The sequence below is a fragment of the Gracilibacillus ureilyticus genome (assembly GCF_900111195.1).
Classification (GTDB): Bacteria; Bacillota; Bacilli; order Bacillales; family Amphibacillaceae; genus Gracilibacillus; species Gracilibacillus ureilyticus.
Genome location: NZ_FOGL01000020.1, coordinates 61,771 through 82,474, shown reverse-complemented (window position 1 = coordinate 82,474; position 20,704 = coordinate 61,771). Strand labels below are relative to the sequence as shown.

Here is a 20,704-nt window from a genome sequence, read left to right as displayed (position 1 = left end):
AAGTATTATCCGGTATTAGCCCCGGTTTCCCGGAGTTATCCCAGTCTTACAGGCAGGTTGCCCACGTGTTACTCACCCGTCCGCCGCTCGTTCCACTAACGTCCTCCCGAAGGATTCAGTTAGCTTCCCGCGCTCGACTTGCATGTATTAGGCACGCCGCCAGCGTTCGTCCTGAGCCAAGATCAAACTCTCAATAAAACTTGCACATGGAATGTGCCGAATTGATCTGCTCGCTTCTATAAGCTAGCTAATTCTTACTTTTTTCATACTGGTTGTTTTGTTCAGTTTTCAATGATCAATGTTTAGTTAGTCGTTTTAAAGCGACCTCCTAAATATAACATTTTTTAAATGATAAGTCAATACTTTTTTTAACTAATTTCGTTTGTCTCTCTTTCTCTCAAAAAAGCGACTTGAACAGATTAACATAATAAAAAGTGTAATGCAATACTTTTATATAAAAAAGAACCAATTAATATAATTGATTCCCTTCACAAGTAAATATTTAAATCAAAAACACATGAATAGCTGTTAATGAGGCGATGCCGGGTACTCCTAATAATCCAACTATTATCGCTGTGAAAATGTTAATCGGAATATGAAGACCGAAAGAAGCACCGAACAAATTAAAGAAAAATAAAAAGAGAATACCTATTGTAAGTTTAATAGCACCTTTCCCCAAAGGTTTGCTGAAATTAACCGAAATACCTTTCACTAACAGAAAAGCAATTAACAGCAATAATCCGCCAATAATCCAAATATTCATAATGCTTGTCCCCTTTATCGTTATAATCATTTCTACAACTATATGAAAGAAAAGGGGAAATTAGAATAGAATTTCTATACTGCTGAAATTTTCCGGCGTTTCGCTTCCCTGATCAGATAAAAATACTTTGCTTTCGCAACCGCTAAGTCACACAGCCCTCTCTCAGTAGGCTCAATACTGCGCCCCATTATATCCTCCAGGTTTGCCCACTCATTTTTTAAATGGTAAATCGTCTGAAGTAACTCCTGGTCCATTACTTCTTTTTTAACCTTTCTCTTTCGGAACATGCTTCTTCATCCTCTTTTATAATTCTCTTCTTCCTTCAAGTGCTTTAGATAAAGTCACCTCATCTGCATACTCCAGATCACCGCCCATTGGCAGGCCATGGGCAATCCTTGTTGTTTTAATTCCTGATGGTTTCACAAGTCTGGATATATACATCGCTGTAGCTTCCCCTTCGATATTCGGGTTTGTTGCTAATATCAGTTCCTTCACTTCTTCATCTTTTAACCGGTTAATTAAAGCAGGTACATTAATATCCTCCGGGCCAATGCCATCCATTGGGGAGATTGCACCATGAAGCACGTGGTATTTACCGTTAAATTCCCGCATTTTTTCCATTGCAATCACATCTTTAGGATCTTGCACCACACATATAAGAGACTCGTCACGTGATTCATCCTGACAAATAGCACATGGGTCCTGGTCTGTGATATGTCCGCAAATACTGCAATGAGTTAATTCCCTTTTTGCATTAGCTAAAGCCTTTGCGAAATCTAGAACATCATCTTCTTTCATACTCAGGACAAAGAAAGCCAGGCGGACAGCTGTTTTCGGTCCGATCCCTGGCAATTTGGTAAAACTATCAATAAGTTTTGATATCGGTTCTGGGTAATACATAAAATATTCCTCCTAGAACATGCCTCCAGGTAAATTTAGTCCTTTAGTGAATTTACCCATTGTATCGTTTGTTTTATCTTCTACTTCTTTTAACACTTCATTTGTCGCAGCTAAAATTAAATCCTGTAACATTTCGATATCATCCGGATCCACAACTTCTTCTTTAATTTCTATATCTGTAATTTCTTTTTTACCGTTTGCCGTTATTTTTACCATACCACCGCCTGCGGTTGCTTCAAACGTCATTTCCTGTAATTCTTCTTGTGCTTTTAACATATCCTTTTGCATCTTTTGCATTTGCTTCATCATTTTGTTCATATTTCCTCCACCACGCATGGAAACCCCTCCTAATAGATAAGTGTAATTTTATTCATGAATTTCTAACAAATCATCACCAACTAATTTTCTCGCTTGTTCTATCATCGGATCTTCTTTTTCCTCAGTTGGTTGTTCCGGATCAGAGCTATCCTGCTCTCTTTGCTTCCTGATATAATCTTCCCGTAAAGTTTGCCAGTTTTCCTCAGGAATTGGAATAAAGGTCATCTCTGAACCAGTTATTTCAGATAATACTAATTCTATCGTTTGTTTGTGCTCTAATGCAAGTGAACAGTGTATTTCATAACGAAAAGCAATAATTACAACATCGGATGATGCGGCACTTGGTTTACTGTTTTGAATAGTAGCATGCGCGGGAGCACTCTGCTTCTTTAATGCGTCCATAAAATTCGGCCACTGTGATTTCACTTTTTTCAGTACATCTTTTGACGCTTCTGTGAGGACATGGCGTATTCGGTCGTACGGAACGTTGTAATTATTTCTTCCGGTTGGGCTGCTTCTTCTCACAGGCTGTGGCTTCGTTTCCTGTTGTACTGCAGCTCGCTGAGGCATTTCTTTTATTTTGTTTTCCAGTTCTTCTATTTTCTTAATTAGTTTATTGTAATCTTCATTTGATGTTGATTGCTTATGTTGAGGCTGCTCACAAATTTTCAGAATAGCAATTTCGATAAAAACCTTTGGACTGTTCGTCCACTTGATCTCCTGCTGACATTGATTTAATTCTTTAATCGATCGCTGGATCCATAAGGGGTCTAATTGTTTTGCCAATTGCTTAAATGAGTCATCAACTATCGCGCGCTCCAGGACATTTTCCAGTGCAGGAGCTGTCTGGTACAACAATAGGTCCCTCAGAAAATAAATCAAATCGAACACAAATCTGCCAGGGTCTTTTCCTGTCTGGATCAGGTCATCGATTTCCACTAACGCCTGCTGTGTATTTTTTTCAAACATTACAGATAGAATAGATGCTAACTTTTCCTGCGAAACTGACCCCGTGACTGCTAGAACATCATCAATCGTCACTTGATCCTCACTATAGGAGATGGCCTGATCCAGGAGACTAAGTGCATCACGCATCCCGCCTTCTGCCGATAAGGCGACTGCTTCTAATGCTTCTTCCGATACGGATATCTTCTCAGATGACGTTATATGGATCATTCTTTCCACCATTGCTTTTTGAGAAATCCGTTTAAAATCAAAGCGCTGGCACCTGGAAATGATCGTTAATGGTATTTTATGCGGTTCTGTTGTTGCCAGGATAAAGATAACATGTTTCGGCGGTTCTTCCAGTGTTTTTAAAAGTGCATTAAAAGCACCGATCGACAACATGTGGACTTCATCAATTATGTAAACTTTATAGGCAACAGCACTCGGCGCATATTTTACTTTATCACGGATATCCCGGATTTGTTCCACTCCATTATTGGAAGCTGCATCTATTTCCACTACATCAGAAATAGACCCATCCTGAATACCTAAACAAGCATTACACTGGTTACACGGTTCTAATGCAGGTCCGTTTTCACAGTTTACCGCTTTGGCAAATATTTTGGCAGCACTGGTTTTCCCGGTACCGCGGGGGCCTGAGAAAAGGTAGGCATGTGTAAACTTATCCTGCATTATCGCATTTTGCAATGTACGGGTAATATGAACTTGTCCTACAACGTCCTCGAAATTCCTTGGACGCCAAACGCGATATAATGCTTGATATCCCATTGTCGTAACCCCTTTAATTTTATTACTACTTTATATTGTAGCAAATCCTTTTTATAAAAACGAGTAGGATTATAAGAAAAACCTCTTGTTCAAAAACAAGAGGTTTCATTAGTATGTATTTAACGCCGTGCACCAAGCTTCGATGGCATTGCCCTAAGCGTTACTTAAGTTCATAGCTAGACCCAGGCTTCCCTGCGGCACACAGGAAGTTTCGCTTAATGCTGCTTCCTTCCGGACCTGACATGGTTCACGAGTTCCTGTTGCGCAGGACCCGAGCGTCAACGCTACTCCCTTAAGGCAGACCTTAAAGCAATGACACCTCAGCAAGGTACTCAGTCTCGCTATAGCGGATTGCGAGTACAGGGCACCGCTACCTCCCCACCTAGCACGGCAAATTTGCTAATATATTCAGTTGCGCAAGTGAAGCGCATTTACTAGTATAACCTTTTTACAAGAAAAAATCAAGGTTCACCTTATGTTATTTTCATCCAGATAAGTTCTCTTCTGTCTTTTCTTCTGTCGGAGCTTTTTAAAAAAGTTTGTAAGAAGTTCTCCTGTTTCTTCCTCCATAACACCTAGCACTAATTCCACCTGATGATTAAAGCGGTCATCCTGCAGCAGATTATAGAGAGTTCCTGCACATCCCGCTTTCAGATCCTTCGCTCCATATACCACTCTCGGAATTCTTGCCTGCAAAATAGCACCAGCACACATTGGACAAGGTTCCAGAGTGACATAGAGTGTGCATTCCTCTAATCTCCAGCTGCCAATTATCTCATTTGCCTTGTCAATCGCTAAAATCTCCGCATGGGATAATGTTGTTTGAAGCTTTTCTCTTAAGTTAAAAGCAGTTGCAATTACTTTGTCTTCATGAACAATGACAGCGCCTATAGGTACTTCTCCTAATACCTCCGCTTTTCTTGCTTCATCTATTGCAAGCTGCATATATTGCTGGTCATTCATTGTATACCACATTCCATCGCTTTTTCTTCTATATTGCCTAAATGAATCAGAAATTTCAAGTAGGAGATGCATGATTTACTAGAAAGAGGGTATCTTGACAACAAGATGAAATGAGGTGAGTAAATGAAGAAAACAGCAGTAATGATAATTGATATGATCAATGATTTTAATTTTGCAGAAGGGGATATGCTGCTGGAACATACGAAAAAAATAGTTCCGAATATAAAAAAACTAAGAGAATATGCTGACAAAAATGACATGCCGGTTATTTTTGTTAATGACCATTATGAAACGTGGGAAACGGATTATAAAACCATTGCCAAAACCTGTTTAACAGACAAAAATAAAGACATTATTGAACAAGGCACCCCAGCAAAGAAGGACTATTTTATTATGAAACCCCAGATGTCAGGCTTCTTCCGTACACCACTCTGTTCCTTATTAGAAGAATTAGGGATCAACCATATTATTATGGCAGGAATAGCTGGAAACATCTGTATTCTGTTTACAGCAAATGATGCTCATATGAGAGGATATACACTACACGTTCCAGGGAATTGTGTTGCTTCCAATACGGATAGACACAATGAAGAAGCACTTAAACTGATGAAAGCTGTCTTTAATGCGAGTATTGATCCAATTTAACCAGCTGCGAAACATGTTCTAATTCCTCTTTTTTTTCATATTGTATTAAAAGATATGATGAAAGAGAGGGGAATTTCCAATGCAGACATATATCGTGAAGCAAGGTGACAGCCTCTATTCTATTGCCAATCAGTTCGGAACAACTTATCAGGTGATCGCTTCTGCTAACGAACTGAATACGGAACAAGGTTTAGTTATAGGGCAGGCACTTGTCATTCCAATTTACGGACAGTTTTATACCGTACAGTCTGGTGACAGTCTTTACTCAATCGGTCAAAAGTTTGGTATACCTGCAGCAGAATTAGCGAGAGTTAATCAAATCAATCTCTATCAGCCATTATCTGCAGGTTTGCGTCTCTATATACCAGAGGGCCCAAAGAGGGAGATTGAAGTAAATGCATATATTGAGCCCACCGGCGGGGCCGTTTCAGAGACTTTAGAAAATGCTGCAAGGAAACATAGTGGTAACCTGACATATTTAGCTCCTTTTTCTTACCGTGTAACAAGAGAAGGTACTTTAATTGCACCACCTCTGAATCAGTTTGCTGCAATTGCTACAGAGAATGGGGCGGTATTGATGCTTGTTATTACCAACTTGGAAGAAGGTGCCTTCAGTGCGGAGTTAGGAAGAGTTATTTTGACAAATGAACAGGTGCAAAATCGGCTGCTTGATCAAATTATTGCAACGGCAAAAGAAGGCGGTTTTGGAGATATTCATTTTGATTTCGAATTTTTACCTCCGGAGAACAGGCAGGATTACCGCAATTTTTTAGTGAAAGCAACTGAAAGACTCCATCAGGAAAGTTTACTTATTTCCACAGCGCTTGCGCCTAAAACCAGTGCAGAACAGGAAGGCGAATGGTATGAAGCACATGATTATCAGGCACATGGAGAAATAGTCGATTTCGTTGTCCTGATGACATACGAATGGGGATACAGCGGCGGACCAGCAATGGCTGTTTCTCCGATTGGGCCCGTGCGTGATGTCGTGGAATATGCCTTAACTGAAATGCCTGCAAATAAGATCATGCTTGGGCAAAATTTATACGGTTATGACTGGACATTGCCTTATGAACCTGGAGGTGATTATGCAAAAGCAGTAAGCCCACAACAGGCAATTGAATTGGCTCGGGCAAATAACCAGGCAATATTATATGATGAAGAAGCACAAGCACCTTACTTTTTTTATCAGGACAGTGAAGGAAACAGGCATGAAGTGTGGTTTGAGGATGCGAGGTCTATCCAGGCCAAGTTTGATTTAATAAAAGAAAAGAACCTGAGAGGAATCAGTTACTGGAAGCTTGGCTTAGCCTTCCCGCAAAACTGGCTCCTGCTGGAAGACCAGTTCACAATCAGAAAAAGAGACTAGCCAATCACTATTAGATTTCACGAAAAGATGAGGTTTTACAGGAGATAAATGGCTAAGTTTGGGTAGAATACCGCTCCGCAGGAACACTTCACCTCACTTCCACGCCTCCGGAACACAAATGCAACATCTCCTCAAGGAAGGCCACTTGAGGAGTGATGAACTTGTACCCATGGGTGAAAGCGAAGCTATCGGACATAGTGACAGTAACTACAGCGGGTCATGGTATGAGCCCGCTTATTCTGTTCCCATCAACTCTCGTAATTCGTCTTTATTTTCAATTAGATCATCTAATGTGTAACTGTCTAATATCTGAAAAAATGCCTGCATCGCGCTTCCTATGACATGGCGTAGTTTGCAGGCAGAAGTTATTACACACTGGTTATGGCCGCCGTCAAAGCACTCCAGCATGTAGAAGTCATTCTCCATTAACCGGATCACAGAGCCGATATTAATATCTCCAGGCTGCTTAGCAAGAGTAATCCCTCCATTTCTCCCCCTCGTTGTCTCGATATATTCATTCACACTTAATTGATGAACCACTTTCCGGACATGTTCGGTAGAAATAAAAAAAGTATCCGCAATTTCTTTAATACTGGCTTTCTCTTCTTTTTTTGTTGCTGTATATATAAGTACGCGTAATGCGTAGTCAGTATATTTTTTTAAACGCATGTAAGATTATCCCCTTATCATTATTCATTTTATATTAGTCTACACGTACTTATCTCCGATTGACAAGCGAGTTGTCAGATCAGGTCACTGTAACAAAATTGTCAAACCTTTCTCCCTGGAGCTATTGAAATACAATCCTCGTTTTCTTAGAATTAAACATGTATAGAAAATACACTTTTAAAAGGGAGATTGTTATGACGACTCAATTAAAAAGTAAAACAATTGAAATTGTGAAATCTACCGTGCCTGTATTAGCAGAACACGGGACAGCGATTACCTCAAGATTTTACCAATTATTATTTACTAACCATCCAGAATTAAAAAATATTTTTAACCAGACAAATCAGCGAAAAGGAAAACAACCTCAGGCATTAGCAAATGCCGTGTATGCGGCAGCAGCAAACATTGACAAGTTAGAAACCATTTTGCCGGTAGTGAAACAGATTGCACATAAGCATAGAAGTTTAAACATACGACCGGAACATTACCCAATTGTTGGAGAAAATCTGCTGAAAGCAATGAAGGACGTACTAGGAGATGCTGCAACGGATGAGATCATCACAGCATGGGCCGAAGCATACGGAGTCATTGCGGATGTATTTATTCAGGTGGAGAAAGATATGTACCAGGAAACAGCGGATAAAAAAGGCGGATGGGTTGGTTACCGCGATTTTACGGTTGTTCAAAAAGTAAAAGAAAGTGATGTAATTACATCTTTTTATTTAAAACCAGCTGATGGCGAAGCATTCCCAGCATTTGAAGCAGGTCAATATATTACAGTGAAAGTTGAAATTCCAGGTATTCCGTATACTTGCCAAAGACAATACAGTCTGTCATGCAAACCAAATGACCAATATTACCGCATTAGTGTGAAGAAAGAAACATCTGTAAGTAATGCGCCAGATGGTGTTGTATCAACTTATTTACACGAACATGTAGAAGAAGGTGGAACACTTTCTATCAGTGCTCCTGCAGGGGACTTTGTCCTTGATGAAAGCAATAAACCGCTTGTGCTAATAAGTGGCGGAGTTGGTTTAACACCACTTACAAGTATGCTGGAAACAGTGGTAGAACAGCAGCCGGGAAGAGAAGTATATTATATACACGCTGCACAAAATGAGAAGATGCATGGTCTGAAAGATAGCGTAAGAATTATCGGTGAGAACTATGAGAATGTACATTCATACGTCGTTTATGAAAAACCTTTTGATGAAACACTTTGCGATAAGACTGGTTATGTTGACTTACCATGGTTACAAACTATCGTGCCGACAAATGATGCATCCTTCTATTTCTGTGGTCCGGAACCTTTCATGAAAGCAGTTAACCGTGCCTTAAAAGACTGGGAAGTAGCAGAGGAAAACATACACTTTGAATTCTTCGGCCCTCAGGGAGCTTTATAAACTGTAAACGGGATTAAAAAATTGATGCACGACAAAAATCCGAACATCACGTTCGGATTTTTGTTCATTTAACATCATAGTCCTTTATCTATTCTTCAAGTGTGGATGTATCGCCTGTTGGCAATCCTAATTCCCAAGATTTTAACAGTCGGCGCATAATTTTACCACTTCGCGTTTTTGGAATACTTTCTGTTATCTCAATTTCTCTTGGTGCAGCATGTGCACTTAACCCTGTTTTAACAAATAGGCGGATATCCTCGAGCAGTTCATCCGTTGCTTCATATCCAGGATTTAAAGTGATAAATGCTTTAATAATTTCTCCCCGTTCAGGATCTGGCTTACCGATTACCCCGGCTTCTGCCACAGCTTCATGTTCAATTAATTTACTTTCCACCTCAAACGGACCAACACGTTCGCCTGATGTATTAATGACATCATCTAAGCGGCCCTGGAACCAGAAATACCCATCTTCATCCATATATGCACTATCACCTGATACATACCATCCATTGATAAAGTAGCTTTCATATTTGCCCGGATTATTCCAGATCGCCCGCATCATTGACGGCCAGCCTTTTTTGATCGCTAAATTACCCATCTGATTTGGCGGGAGTTCATTGCCCTCATTATCTACAATGGCAGCCTCTACTCCCGGAATTGGCTTACCCATTGAACCTGGACGCACTTCCATGCACGGTAAATTAACAATTAACATGGCACCTGTTTCTGTCATCCACCATGTATCATGGATCCGCAAATTCAGCACACGCTGTCCCCATGTAATAACCTCAGGATTCAATGGTTCGCCAACACTCAAAATATGTCTTAAGTGAGAGAAGTCATATTGCTTCACAAGCTCTTCCCCTGCACTTACAAACTTCCGCAGTGCAGTCGGTGCGGTATACCAAATCGTAACATTATATTTATCTAATGTTTCATACCATGATTCCGGAGTAAATCTGCCACCCCGAATAACGTTCGTCACCCCGTTTAACCATGGGGCAAATATTCCGTAACTGGTCCCGGTAACCCAGCCAGGGTCTGCCGTACACCAATACACATCATCTTCTTTTAAATCAATTACCCATTTACCTGTAGCATAATGCTGGATCATTGCATTATGTACGTGATATACACCTTTAGGTTTACCGGTAGACCCTGATGTATAATGAATTAACATACCATCTTCCAAATCTACCCACTCTATATCAAATGTCTCTGGAGCATTCCCGACTTCCATATTGAAATGAATATATTTATCTGTATCAATATCGCCATCACCAACTAGGACAACCTGCTTTAATTCAGGCAATTCATCTACTGGTACACGCGATAAAAGATCAGGCGTTGTAATGAGCATTGTTGCCTCACTGTCTTCGAGACGGTCTCTTACAGCCTGTTCCATGAAAGCCTCAAATAGCGGGCCGGCGATTGCACCAACTTTTAATATACCGAAAAAACTTGCATAAAATTCAGGACTTCTCGGCATAAACAAGAAAACTCTGTCCCCTTTAGCAACATCATATTTTTTTAGCATATTGGCAACCTGATTACTTCGTTTACTCAGCTGGTTAAATGTCACAGATTCTTCACGGTCAGGTGCTGAGTATATTAAGGCAGTTTTATCCCTCATCTTCGGGTCTTCCGCATGTTTATCCACCGCTTCATAAGCAGCATTAACTTTCCCTGTCTTATACCAGCTAAAATTCTTTTTTATTTCTTCCCAGTCAAAACCTTCCCTTAATTTCTCATAACTTTCTACATTATAATTTTCCTGTCTCGCTGGAATCTTTGTCATATCCATCCCCATCACTCCTCTTTCGTTTGTAAACGTTTGCAAAAATTACTAATTCAGAAATGTCTAACCCCTACATTCTATTTTAACGAAATGTTTTTAGAATGCAAGTATTACAAATTCCAGTTATTTCAACAAAAGAGGAAAACTCCTTTTAAAGGAGTATGTAAGAGAAATTCTACATAGGAAACAGGGAAATGCACATACTACTGTCTAATGAGGAAAGGATGTGCTCTGAAATTGCGAAAGATGAAAGGGAGTCAAAAGCAAAACAAAAATAAAGAAACAATCCATTATTCCTTATCAGCAAATATAGAGGAGATGAAGCAGTCATTTTCCTACGGTCTTAATAAAGACTTCGCCATGCGTACATTAAAGGCAAAATACAATGAAAAAAAAGCCTGTCTTTTTTACTACAGCTCGATCGTTAATGGAGATACGATTACCACACATATTATCAAACCATTACTTGAACAAACAGGCGAAAAACTTAGCAATATAGTAACAATAGAGAATGTTGAGGAAGTAACTGACTTTGAAACAGCCATTCAAAACATAAACAGCGGGAAAGTTATCCTGTTTATCGAACAGGATAGCACCGCGTATTCGATGGATGCCGCTGATTTTCAGCACCGGACTGTAACAAAGTCAGAAAATGAAAGGTTTATAAAAGGCCCACAGGATGCTTTTACTGAATCTTTAAACACAAATATTTCCTTGATTCGCAAACAACTACACAATCATCAGTTAGTCAATGAGAGTATCCAGGTCGGTAAAAGATCGAAAAACGAAGTAAATATCATTTATGTTAAGGATCTCGTTAATAATGACATTCTTTCCAATATAAAAAAAAGATTAGATGACATTGATGTGGACAGTATTCGCAATATTGAATTACTGGAACAATATCTGGAGGAAAGGCCGTATTCCTTAATTCCAACTATTTTATATACTGAAAAACCTGATAAAGCCACCGCTTTCCTTGAAGATGGTTATGTCATTTTATTAATGAATACTTCTTCTGCCTGTTTAATTATGCCGGTTACTTTCTGGTCGTTCTTTCACTCACCGGAAGACAGATATTTGCGATTTCTCTATGGGAACTTCAGCCGTGCGATTCGGTTATTGTGTTTCTATTTAACTTCAATGATCTCGGCAACTTTTGTAGCAATCGCTAATTTCCACAGTGAAATGATTCCACCAGATTTACTGTTAGCAATAACAGCATCAAGGGAGCGAATACCATTTCCGCTTATTTTTGAGATATTAATTATGGAAATCGCTTTTGAATTAATCAGAGAAGCAGGAATCAGGATACCTAACCCGCTTGGACCTACGATAGGTATTGTTGGTGCATTAATCTTGGGACAGGCTGCTGTGGAAGCAAATATAATCAGTCCGATTATTGTTATTATAGCCGCATTGTCAGGACTTTCATCATTTGCTATTGCTGATCTTAGTATGAATTTTGCTGTAAGGATTCTCCGGTTTATCTTTATTCTGGCGGCAGCATCCTATGGAATGCTTGCTCTAACAGGGGCTTTTCTGATCATCTTTATGTATGCAGCGTCAATTAAATCTTTCGGTGTTCCTTTCTTTTCACCTATGTCACCAGAATTTGTTTCAACCAAAGACACTATTTTTCGCAAAATTCTTAAAAAGGAAATATATCGTCCTGGCTATTTAGATTTGAAAGATAACAGGAAACGTAGTGAATAATAAGCCTGATAAAAGAGGGATTAATTTATGCAAAACAAAGGTTTTCTTAGAGTAAGAGAAATTGCTGCAATGATCTTGCTCTTAGTTGGGGTAAAATTATCTGATTCTACCCCAGCTTTGTTAACACAAAAAGCACAGAACGGTTTTTGGCTTATTCCGGTCATATCTTTTATATGTATCTTTCCAAGCTTTTTATTAATGCTGTACTTATTAAAAAAGTACAAAGATAAAAATCTAGTTCATTTACTTGAGGCGATCTTAGGAAAAGGGGCCGGAAAAGCAGTCAGTTTTATTATCTTTCTTTTCGCCTTTCTTTCCATGACCTTAGACAGCAGGAACTATATTGAACAAATCAAATTATTATATTTTCCTGAATCACCTACTAATATTATATTTCTTATTTTTATGGTTGTGGTGTTTTTAGGTGCCAAAAAGGGATTTGAAGTAATAGGTTACAGCTCGTGGATTGGGTTACCATTAATTAAGGCATCCGCATTTACTATAATATTTTTAGTGTTAGGTGACTTGGTTCTTCAACGGATTTTCCCTATTTTCGGTTCAGGCCTGCCGATTATCTTAAAAGAGGGTGTTGTAAAAGCATCGATGTTTGCTGAATTATTTTATATTCTGATCGCATATTTAGCAACTAGAGAGACAGCCAAATTTAATAAAGGAAGTATCATTGCAGCGCTTATTGCATTTTTCGAAATATTAATCTTCTATTTTATTTATATCACTGTATTTGACTATAACTCTGTTGCAAAAATTGCTTTTCCCTTTCATGATATTACTCAATTTATTAGTTTTGGCGAGTTTTTTACTAATATTGAAACATTGTTCATGGTTTTTTGGCTGTTTGCAGCCTTTTTAAAATTTATTATTTTCCTCTATATTACGACATGGATTTTTGGGGTCATCTTTGAAATTAAAGATTTTGAACCATTATTACTTCCCTTTGGATTTTTAGTCGGGACAATTGGACTGTTGCCATTTAACTCGGTTATTAATGAATTGCATTTCAGGGAAACCTTGCTGACAATCATGTCACCATTCTTTATCGTTCTTCCTGTTCTATTATGGGTGATTGCATTGTTAAAGGGGGGTTTGCGTAAAAAATGAAAAAAACATTTTTGTTATTATGCTTCCTGTTTATCATGGCAGGCTGCCAGGACAGGATAGAGCTGGAACAGCAGTCTTATGTTATTGCAATCGGTATAGACAGTACAGACGATAAAGGGACTTATGAATTTACTTATCAAATGGCCAACCCGGAAGTAGGATCAGCTGCAGGGCAAGGGGGCTCAGAGGAACCGGCAACAGAAACAGTTACTGTTCAGGGATCTGACATACTCAGTGCGACATTTACTGCTAATTCCTTTGTATCCAAGAAGCTGACCCTTGACCATACGAAGGTAATTGTAGTTTCAGAAGAAACGGCAAGATCAGATGATTTTATCCGTGTGATTCAGTCTGCCTCCCGTACACCACAGGTAAGAAGACAGGTTCAGATGATTGTCTCTAAAGAAAAAGCATCTGACTTTATTAATAATAATAAACCATTACTTGAGACGAGACCACATAAATACTACCAGACAATGCTCACGCGTGCAATTGAAACAGGGATTGTCCCTGAAGCAACATTGCACCGTTTCTTTCAGATTACAGAAGGGGATGCAGATTTATTTCTTGGTATTTACGCAACAACAGAGAAATCTGATCAGAAAAGTGCCAGCGAAGGTGCGGAAGATAAGTATATAGCAGGGGAGATCCCGCAGATCGGCGGTTCGCCGACACAGTTTATGGGTTCAGCCGTTTTTAAAGAAGGAAAAATGATTGATATTATTACCGGGGAAGAAACACGGCTCGCTCATGCATTAGATCCTACTTTAAGAATGGAAGGTTACCTGGCTACTGTGCCTGACCCAATGATGCCAGATTACCGGGTAAGCTATGAATATTCCCAGGCAGAAATGCCGAAGATTGATATTCACTACCATAAGGATAAACCTACAACAATTAATGTGGAGATAGAATTTCAAATTGAAGTGATCGCCATTCCAAGTTTAGTTGAATATACCCAAAATGTAGCATACCGGAAGAAATTAGAGAAGGAAGTTGTTACAAGACTGGAACAAAACACAAAAGCACTGATCGAGAAGTCCCAAAAGGAATACCGTTCCGATCCATTTTACTGGTCACTTTATGTAAGGAAGTACTTCAAAGACATTCCTTCCTATGAAAAGGCGGACTGGCATAAAAAAATCTATCCTAATGCCGAGATAAATGTAACTTATACGCTGGATAAACTGGAATTCGGAAAAATGATTAATGATTCAAAATTAGATGAGGTGAGGGATTAAGAGTGAAAATAGTGTTGTTTGTTTTACTTTCAATATTTGTCATCTACCGGTCAGTTATCCATAGTATGCAAACATTTCATGCAGGAAATAAAATGGGGGGAATAGCCATTCTTTCTGTTATTCCCCCCGTTATTATTGTAACAATATGTATTTTAATGTTCCGCTGATCTCCGGCTTAAATGAACTGTGGAAAGGAACGGCCCTAGCAGGATTCGAACCTGCGACGCATTGTTTAGGAAACAAACGCTCTATCCCCTGAGCTATAGGGCCATTATTTCATCTGCACTTTTGTTATTATATAAGGTTAGCGGAGAGAAAATCAAGCACGAGGTCTTCGTACTGTCATTTCTCAAAATTCTTCCGTAATTCTGCTGATTTGTCTGTCGCCTTGTGTAAGCAGGCAATAACTGCTTGCTGGAACTCATGATCTGCTAATGCCTTTAATCCAGCTTCTGTAGTGCCGCCAGGACTGGTTATTTTCTCGCGGAGAGTTTTTGTGGAGTCTGGGCTTGTATTCAGCATTTCTGCAACACCTTTTATTGTTTGTACAATGAGTGGTTTCGCAATCTCCATATCTAACCCTTTCTCGTGCACAAACTGCTCCATTGCCTCTAACATATAGTAATAAAAGGCTGGTCCGCTTCCGGCAATTGCTGTAAATGCGTCCATTTCATCTTCTTTAATAATTTCCGTTGTTCCAACAGATTGAATAAGTGTTTCTACCAGTTTCATATTCTCCTCTGTTGCAAATTGTCCGCCTGTTATCGTTGTTGCTGATAAGCCAATCGTTGCAGAAGTATTCGGCATCACCCGGATGACAGGATTACTCTCATTTAACTGATTTTCAATAAAAGTTGTCGAAATTCCAGCTAATAAGGAAACGATCACCTTATCTTTATTCAGCCAGCTTTTTATTTCATCAGTAGCCTTCCGGATATCTTTCGGTTTCATTGCAAGAATAATGACATCACTTTTCGAGACAGCTTCCTGCTTATTGGAAGTTGTCTGAATCTGATATTTCTCAGCTAATTCTTTTAACCGCTCCTTGTTGGAGTGGTTTGTTGCAATAATTTGTTTTGCAGGGACAATATTATTTGCTGTCATGCCCGCAATAATTGCTTCAGCCATAGATCCTGCACCAAGAAAAGTAATTATCTGTTCCATCAATTGTTCATCCTTTTTATCGTATTAGATGTATCACTATTCTTCTAGTATAAAATAAAAAAACCGTTATGCAATGATAACGATTTTTTATCTATGTAATCTCCAATTTTGTGTATAAATAATGGCGGAGGAAGAGGGATTCGAACCCCCGCGGGCTTTGACACCCCTGTCGGTTTTCAAGACCGATCCCTTCAGCCGGACTTGGGTATTCCTCCGTATCTGACGACAAGTAATAATATAGCATATTATAAACCTGCCGTCAACATTTTATTCAATATTTTTTAAATCACTTATGAAATAACGGTTTTTCCGCCCATATACGGTACAAGAACCTCCGGTACTTTTACTGTACCATCTTCCTGCTGATAATTTTCCAAGATTGCTGCAACCGTACGTCCGATTGCTAACCCGGAACCATTTAATGTATGCACAAATTCCGGTTTGCCTTTTTCCTCGCGACGGAATCTTATTCCTGCACGGCGCGCCTGAAAATCTTCAAAATTAGAGCAAGAAGAGATTTCACGGTACGTATCATTACTTGGCATCCAAACTTCAATATCATATTTTTTCGCTGCAGTAAAGCCTAAATCAGCGGTACACATGCTCATTACTCTGTACGGCAGTTTTAGCAGCTGTAATACTCTCTCCGCATGGCCTGTCAGCTCTTCTAACACCTCATAAGAATCTTCAGGCTTAACAAATTGAACAAGTTCTACTTTATTAAACTGATGCTGTCTAATCAATCCTCTTGTATCCCTGCCGGCAGATCCCGCTTCTGAACGGAAGCTTGCACTGAATGCTGTAAATTTTTGCGGCAAATCGCCCACTTTTAAAATGTCATCACGGTAATAATTCGTAACAGGCACCTCTGCTGTTGGTACCAGGAAGTAATCCCATCCTTCAAGCTTAAATGCATCTTCTTCAAATTTAGGCAGCTGACCGGTACCTGTCATACTTGTTCTGTTCACAATGTACGGTGGCAGCATTTCTTCATAGCCATGTTCATCTGCATGTAAATCCATCATAAAGTTCATTAAGGCACGCTCTAATCTCGCACCCAATCCTTTGTAAAAAACAAAACGGCTTCCGGTTACTTTTGCTGCCTTTTCAAAATCCAATATACCTAATTGTCCAGCAATGTCCCAATGCGGTTTGTGCTCAAAATGAAATTCTGGTACTTCTCCCCATTTTCTTGCTTCAACATTGTCATCCTCTGTTTCGCCAATTGGGGTAGATTCATGTGGGATATTAGGAATAGAAAGCATTAACATTTCTAATTCCTCTTCAACCTGCTTCAACTCCTGATCAATCGTTTTAATTCGGTCACCAACTGTTTTCATTTCCGCAATCATATCATCTGCATCTTTCTTTTCCTTTTTCAGGACAGAGATCTGCTTAGATACTTCATTACGCTTTGCTTTTAATTGCTCCGTTTCTGCAATTAATTCCCTTCTTTTTTCATCAAGATCACCGAATTTATCCAAGTCGGTTAAATCTTCTCCTCTGTGCTGCAGTTTTTGTTTCACTTCCACAAAATTGTTACGTAACATTTTCATATCTAACATACGAAAAACCTCCTAAATTTATTAAAATATTTCCATTGCTTATCCATGTATCGGGAAATGTGCCTATATAAAAAACTCCCGCCCCTAATAAAAGATAGGGACGAGAGTTAACCCGCGATACCACCCTGATTGGAGATTTATATCTCCCAGCTTGATTACAATTAACGGCTTGTCACCGGATAAGCTTTTATTCGCACTTCCGCTTATCACTCAAGGATGGATTCACTCTATATACTTGTCAGTTCCCACCAGCCACTGACTCTCTGAAAAGTATGGTAGAGTTACTATTTCCTTTCAACGTTTTGCTTATTATACTCCTTGTAAAACAGGTTCATTCGCTTTTTCAACCATTTCTTTGAAATACGCTGTTAAACGATGATCATCTGTTAATTCCGGATGGAAGGCACTGCATAAGAAGTGCCCTTGTTTTGCTGCAACAATACTTCCTTTATATGTTGCCATTACTTCAACCTCTGGTCCTACTTCTACAATATATGGGGCCCTGATAAATACAGCTTCAAAGTCACTTGCTACACCTTTAATTTCTAATTCAGCTTCAAATGATTCACGCTGACGGCCAAATGCGTTGCGTTCCACCTTCATATCCATTAAACGGAGGTGAGCATTATCATTACCAACTATATCATTTGCCAGAAGAATTAAACCGGCACAAGTACCAAAGATAGGTTTCCCTTGTTTCCCAAAGTTGATTAATGGCTCAAGGAAGTCATATTTATCAATTAACCGTCTCATTGTAGTACTTTCTCCACCAGGGAGAATTAACCCATCAATTTCTTCCAGTTGCTCTTTATGTTTTATCACAATTCCTTCTGCACCTACTGCCTCAACAGAACGTATGTGTTCACGAATAGCTCCTTGCAGACCTAATACGCCTATTCTTACCATTTGTGTTTACTCCTCACTATTTACCAGCCGCGATCCTGCATACGTTGTTCTGGAGCAATTGTGCTAATTTCCAACCCTTTCATTGCTGTACCAATTCCTTTTGATACTTTTGCAATTAATTCGTAGTCTTCATAATGTGTTGTAGCTTCTACAATTGCTCTTGCAAAATTCGCGGGGTTATCAGATTTAAAAATACCAGAACCAACAAATACACCATCAGCACCTAACTGCATCATTAATGCCGCATCAGCAGGTGTTGCAATACCACCTGCAGCAAAGTTAACTACAGGAAGGCGTCCATTTTCCTTAATATCTAAAAGCACTTCATATGGTGCTCCTAATTCTTTTGCGTATGTCATGACTTCATCAACAGACATGTTTACCAATTGGCGAACCTGTGCATTTACTTCACGCATGTGACGAACAGCTTCCACGATATTTCCTGTTCCTGGTTCACCTTTTGTACGAAGCATTGCTGTACCTTCACCGATTCGGCGTGCAGCTTCACCAAGATTACGACAGCCACAAACAAATGGTACAGTATAATCTCTTTTATTCAGGTGATATACTTCATCAGCCGGTGTTAAAACTTCACTCTCGTCAATATAGTCAACACCCATTGCTTCTAACACACGCGCTTCCACGATATGACCAATACGAGCTTTTGCCATAACCGGGATGGATACGGCATTCATAACCTCTTCCACAATTGTCGGATCTGCCATACGTGCAACACCGCCTGCTGCGCGAATATCTGAAGGAACTCTTTCTAGTGCCATAACTGCAACTGCACCGGCTTCTTCTGCAATTTTAGCTTGTTCTGCATTAACAACGTCCATAATAACGCCGCCTTTTTGCATTTCAGCCATACCTCTTTTTACTCTATCTGTACCTACTTTAGACATGCTATGTTTCCTCCTAAATGTATAATCACTATTGAATGAAATACGAATCCAAATTATATCTATTACATTATATAACAAAAAAAACTTAAATGCCAAGTGCTGATATTGGAATTAGGTTACGTTAAATAGCTACAGCTTAATCAAATAACCCTTTTACAAAATCTGCAATCGAACCAAATAAATTACCAAAGAAGTCTCCAATAGCACCCATTGTCAACATGAACCAGTTTGCTTTCTCTACTGTTTCCGATGCTACCAGATCAACCTTCTGCTGTGCACCTATCCCGTTAAGGTAAGCAATCTCTTCTTCTCCGCTGTAGGAAAGAACAGCCTCGCCTATTTTGTCACCTTTCTCAATTGGTGCGGTAAGTTCACCTTCTTCATTCAGCAGACTTTCATCAATTTGATATTCAATATGATATAATTCTTCTTCGCCGTTTTTAACCATGGCAGTGACAGATTCTGCTGTTTCCAAATCCACTTCTTCCTCTTTCCCTTTTGCAACAGAAAGAGTTGATTCTCCATCTAATTGATATCCGGCAGGGAATAATTCTGTCTGGCTAAATTGAGAGAATCCGTATTCCATCAGTTTCTTTGTTTCTAAAAAGCGTTCGCCTTTGCTGTCCGTTTTCATCACGACAGTAATAACTCTCCGGTCACCTTGCTGGGCAGTACCTGTGAAACAGTATCCTGCTTCGGTAGTATAGCCTGTTTTTAACCCGTCAACGCCTTCATAACCGAACTGTGTAAAGTTATTATCTTCCCATGGCAGCATCCAGTTTAAATTTTCAAGCGGTCGGCCGTCTAATTCAGAACTTATCATACTGGAAAAATCGAGCGCTTCCGGATAATCATTAATTAAATGATATGCAAGCAATGCTGCAGAACGTGCTGATAAGAGATTATCTGCATCTGGTTCTGTTCCTTCCGGATAGTTTGCCCCTAAGTCAGCATTTGACAACCCTGTAGAATTGACGAATTGATATTCAGGAAGTCCCATTTCTTCAGCTTTTGCGTTCATCATTTTTACAAATTCAGATTCTGAACCTGCAATGAGTTCTGTCAATGCGATGGTTGTAGCATTATCAGAAATAATAGACATCCCTTCATATAATTGACGAACCGTATAGTTCTGATCCTGGATCAGTCCAATTCCGGAAAATGTCGGATCTGCCGAAATACTAAATGGATAATCACTTATCTGTGTTGTTGTTTCCCAGCTGATATCCCCATTATTTATTGCTTCGAGTACAAGATACTCTGTCATCATTTTTGTCATACTTGCAGGAGGTAGTAATTGATCTGCATTTTTCTGGTATAATATTTTACCTGTTTTGGCATCCACTACAATAGCAGATTCTGCACTGACCTCTAAAGATGTTGCTGCTTGTCCTTCAATTGGTTTTATTGCAAATGAAGCAATAAAAAGTAGTGTGATCATAAAAAGTATACTAATTTTCTTTGACAAATTTCTCACATTTTTTACCTCCAACAATTTTTTGCACGAAAACATTTTACCATAACTC

The 20,704-nt window shown here is 39.2% G+C and carries 19 protein-coding genes, 2 tRNA genes, 1 rRNA gene, 1 other RNA gene and 1 other annotated feature; of the genes, 6 read left to right on the top strand and 17 right to left on the bottom strand.

Going from position 1 to position 20,704, the window contains the following annotated elements:
* The 8 genes from BMW36_RS16900 to tadA form a co-directional block, all read right to left on the bottom strand.
* A 16S ribosomal RNA gene (locus BMW36_RS16900) occupies positions 1 to 198 on the bottom strand; the annotation flags it as partial.
* 304 nt (positions 199 to 502) lie between these two features.
* Positions 503 to 763 (bottom strand): pro-sigmaK processing inhibitor BofA family protein, encoded by a 261-nt coding sequence (locus BMW36_RS16895; protein WP_089743290.1) that lies wholly within the window; start codon positions 761 to 763, stop codon positions 503 to 505.
* A gap of 74 nt (positions 764 to 837) precedes the next feature.
* Positions 838 to 1,050, bottom strand: a complete 213-nt coding sequence (locus tag BMW36_RS16890; RefSeq protein WP_089743288.1) for a YaaL family protein — start codon at positions 1,048 to 1,050, stop codon at positions 838 to 840.
* A gap of 16 nt (positions 1,051 to 1,066) precedes the next feature.
* On the bottom strand, positions 1,067 to 1,663 hold the full coding sequence (recR, locus tag BMW36_RS16885; RefSeq protein WP_089743286.1) for a recombination mediator RecR: 597 nt from the start codon (positions 1,661 to 1,663) through the stop codon (positions 1,067 to 1,069).
* 12 nt (positions 1,664 to 1,675) lie between these two features.
* Positions 1,676 to 1,999 carry a YbaB/EbfC family nucleoid-associated protein gene (locus BMW36_RS16880; RefSeq protein ID WP_089743284.1) on the bottom strand — a complete coding sequence of 108 codons (324 nt, stop codon included), beginning with the start codon at positions 1,997 to 1,999 and terminating at the stop codon, positions 1,676 to 1,678.
* A gap of 30 nt (positions 2,000 to 2,029) precedes the next feature.
* Entirely contained in the window at positions 2,030 to 3,715 is a 1,686-nt protein-coding gene (dnaX, locus tag BMW36_RS16875) for a DNA polymerase III subunit gamma/tau (protein ID WP_089743281.1), read from the bottom strand.
* 125 nt (positions 3,716 to 3,840) lie between these two features.
* An RNA gene (gene ffs, locus BMW36_RS16870) (signal recognition particle sRNA large type) lies at positions 3,841 to 4,106 on the bottom strand.
* A gap of 77 nt (positions 4,107 to 4,183) precedes the next feature.
* The gene (gene tadA / locus BMW36_RS16865; protein WP_089743279.1) at positions 4,184 to 4,678 is read right to left on the bottom strand and encodes a tRNA adenosine(34) deaminase TadA; all 495 of its coding nucleotides are present in this window, start codon (positions 4,676 to 4,678) and stop codon (positions 4,184 to 4,186) included.
* A 123-nt stretch (positions 4,679 to 4,801) separates the two neighbouring features.
* On the opposite strand from tadA, the gene BMW36_RS16860 reads away from it, so the two are divergent.
* Both BMW36_RS16860 and BMW36_RS16855 read left to right on the top strand, forming a co-directional pair.
* Entirely contained in the window at positions 4,802 to 5,323 is a 522-nt protein-coding gene (locus BMW36_RS16860; RefSeq protein WP_089743277.1) for a cysteine hydrolase family protein, read from the top strand.
* A gap of 79 nt (positions 5,324 to 5,402) precedes the next feature.
* Positions 5,403 to 6,692: a glycoside hydrolase family 18 protein gene (locus tag BMW36_RS16855; RefSeq protein ID WP_089743276.1), complete on the top strand. Its 1,290-nt coding sequence runs from the start codon at positions 5,403 to 5,405 to the stop codon at positions 6,690 to 6,692.
* A gap of 234 nt (positions 6,693 to 6,926) precedes the next feature.
* Here the strand turns inward: BMW36_RS16855 and BMW36_RS16850 are convergent, their stop codons facing one another.
* A complete protein-coding gene (locus BMW36_RS16850) occupies positions 6,927 to 7,361 on the bottom strand; it encodes an RrF2 family transcriptional regulator (protein WP_089743274.1) in 435 nt (144 codons plus the stop codon).
* A 194-nt stretch (positions 7,362 to 7,555) separates the two neighbouring features.
* Here BMW36_RS16850 and hmpA point away from each other — a divergent pair, with 194 nt between their 5' ends.
* Positions 7,556 to 8,764 carry an NO-inducible flavohemoprotein gene (gene hmpA / locus BMW36_RS16845; RefSeq protein ID WP_089743272.1) on the top strand — a complete coding sequence of 403 codons (1,209 nt, stop codon included), beginning with the start codon at positions 7,556 to 7,558 and terminating at the stop codon, positions 8,762 to 8,764.
* A gap of 88 nt (positions 8,765 to 8,852) precedes the next feature.
* Here the strand turns inward: hmpA and acsA are convergent, their stop codons facing one another.
* Positions 8,853 to 10,568: an acetate--CoA ligase gene (gene acsA / locus BMW36_RS16840; RefSeq protein ID WP_089743271.1), complete on the bottom strand. Its 1,716-nt coding sequence runs from the start codon at positions 10,566 to 10,568 to the stop codon at positions 8,853 to 8,855.
* Between the two features lie 240 nt (positions 10,569 to 10,808).
* Here acsA and BMW36_RS16835 point away from each other — a divergent pair, with 240 nt between their 5' ends.
* From BMW36_RS16835 to BMW36_RS16825, 3 genes are read left to right on the top strand one after another with little or no spacing between them, the layout of a single operon-like run.
* Positions 10,809 to 12,278: a spore germination protein gene (locus BMW36_RS16835; protein ID WP_089743295.1), complete on the top strand. Its 1,470-nt coding sequence runs from the start codon at positions 10,809 to 10,811 to the stop codon at positions 12,276 to 12,278.
* Positions 12,279 to 12,305: 27 nt separating this feature from the next.
* Positions 12,306 to 13,397: a GerAB/ArcD/ProY family transporter gene (locus BMW36_RS16830; protein ID WP_089743269.1), complete on the top strand. Its 1,092-nt coding sequence runs from the start codon at positions 12,306 to 12,308 to the stop codon at positions 13,395 to 13,397.
* The gene (locus tag BMW36_RS16825) at positions 13,394 to 14,638 is read left to right on the top strand and encodes a Ger(x)C family spore germination protein (RefSeq protein WP_089743266.1); all 1,245 of its coding nucleotides are present in this window, start codon (positions 13,394 to 13,396) and stop codon (positions 14,636 to 14,638) included. Before BMW36_RS16830 ends, BMW36_RS16825 begins: the two co-directional genes overlap by 4 nt.
* Positions 14,639 to 14,835: 197 nt before the next feature.
* On the opposite strand, the gene BMW36_RS16820 is transcribed toward BMW36_RS16825, so the two are convergent.
* From BMW36_RS16820 to BMW36_RS16790, 7 genes are all read right to left on the bottom strand, one after another.
* A tRNA-Arg gene (locus tag BMW36_RS16820) sits at positions 14,836 to 14,908 on the bottom strand.
* 72 nt (positions 14,909 to 14,980) lie between these two features.
* Positions 14,981 to 15,802 carry a pyrroline-5-carboxylate reductase gene (proC, locus tag BMW36_RS16815; protein ID WP_089743264.1) on the bottom strand — a complete coding sequence of 274 codons (822 nt, stop codon included), beginning with the start codon at positions 15,800 to 15,802 and terminating at the stop codon, positions 14,981 to 14,983.
* Between the two features lie 122 nt (positions 15,803 to 15,924).
* Positions 15,925 to 16,017: transfer RNA gene (locus BMW36_RS16810), tRNA-Ser, on the bottom strand.
* A gap of 75 nt (positions 16,018 to 16,092) precedes the next feature.
* Entirely contained in the window at positions 16,093 to 17,367 is a 1,275-nt protein-coding gene (gene serS / locus BMW36_RS16805; protein ID WP_089743262.1) for a serine--tRNA ligase, read from the bottom strand.
* Between the two features lie 93 nt (positions 17,368 to 17,460).
* Positions 17,461 to 17,674: a binding site (T-box leader), on the bottom strand.
* A 2-nt stretch (positions 17,675 to 17,676) separates the two neighbouring features.
* Positions 17,677 to 18,273 carry a pyridoxal 5'-phosphate synthase glutaminase subunit PdxT gene (gene pdxT, locus BMW36_RS16800; RefSeq protein WP_089743261.1) on the bottom strand — a complete coding sequence of 199 codons (597 nt, stop codon included), beginning with the start codon at positions 18,271 to 18,273 and terminating at the stop codon, positions 17,677 to 17,679.
* A 20-nt stretch (positions 18,274 to 18,293) separates the two neighbouring features.
* Complete coding sequence (gene pdxS, locus BMW36_RS16795; RefSeq protein ID WP_089743258.1) at positions 18,294 to 19,178, bottom strand: pyridoxal 5'-phosphate synthase lyase subunit PdxS; 885 nt, start codon at positions 19,176 to 19,178, stop codon at positions 18,294 to 18,296.
* 136 nt (positions 19,179 to 19,314) lie between these two features.
* The gene (locus BMW36_RS16790; protein WP_245711730.1) at positions 19,315 to 20,655 is read right to left on the bottom strand and encodes a serine hydrolase; all 1,341 of its coding nucleotides are present in this window, start codon (positions 20,653 to 20,655) and stop codon (positions 19,315 to 19,317) included.
* Positions 20,656 to 20,704: the final 49 nt, after the last annotated feature.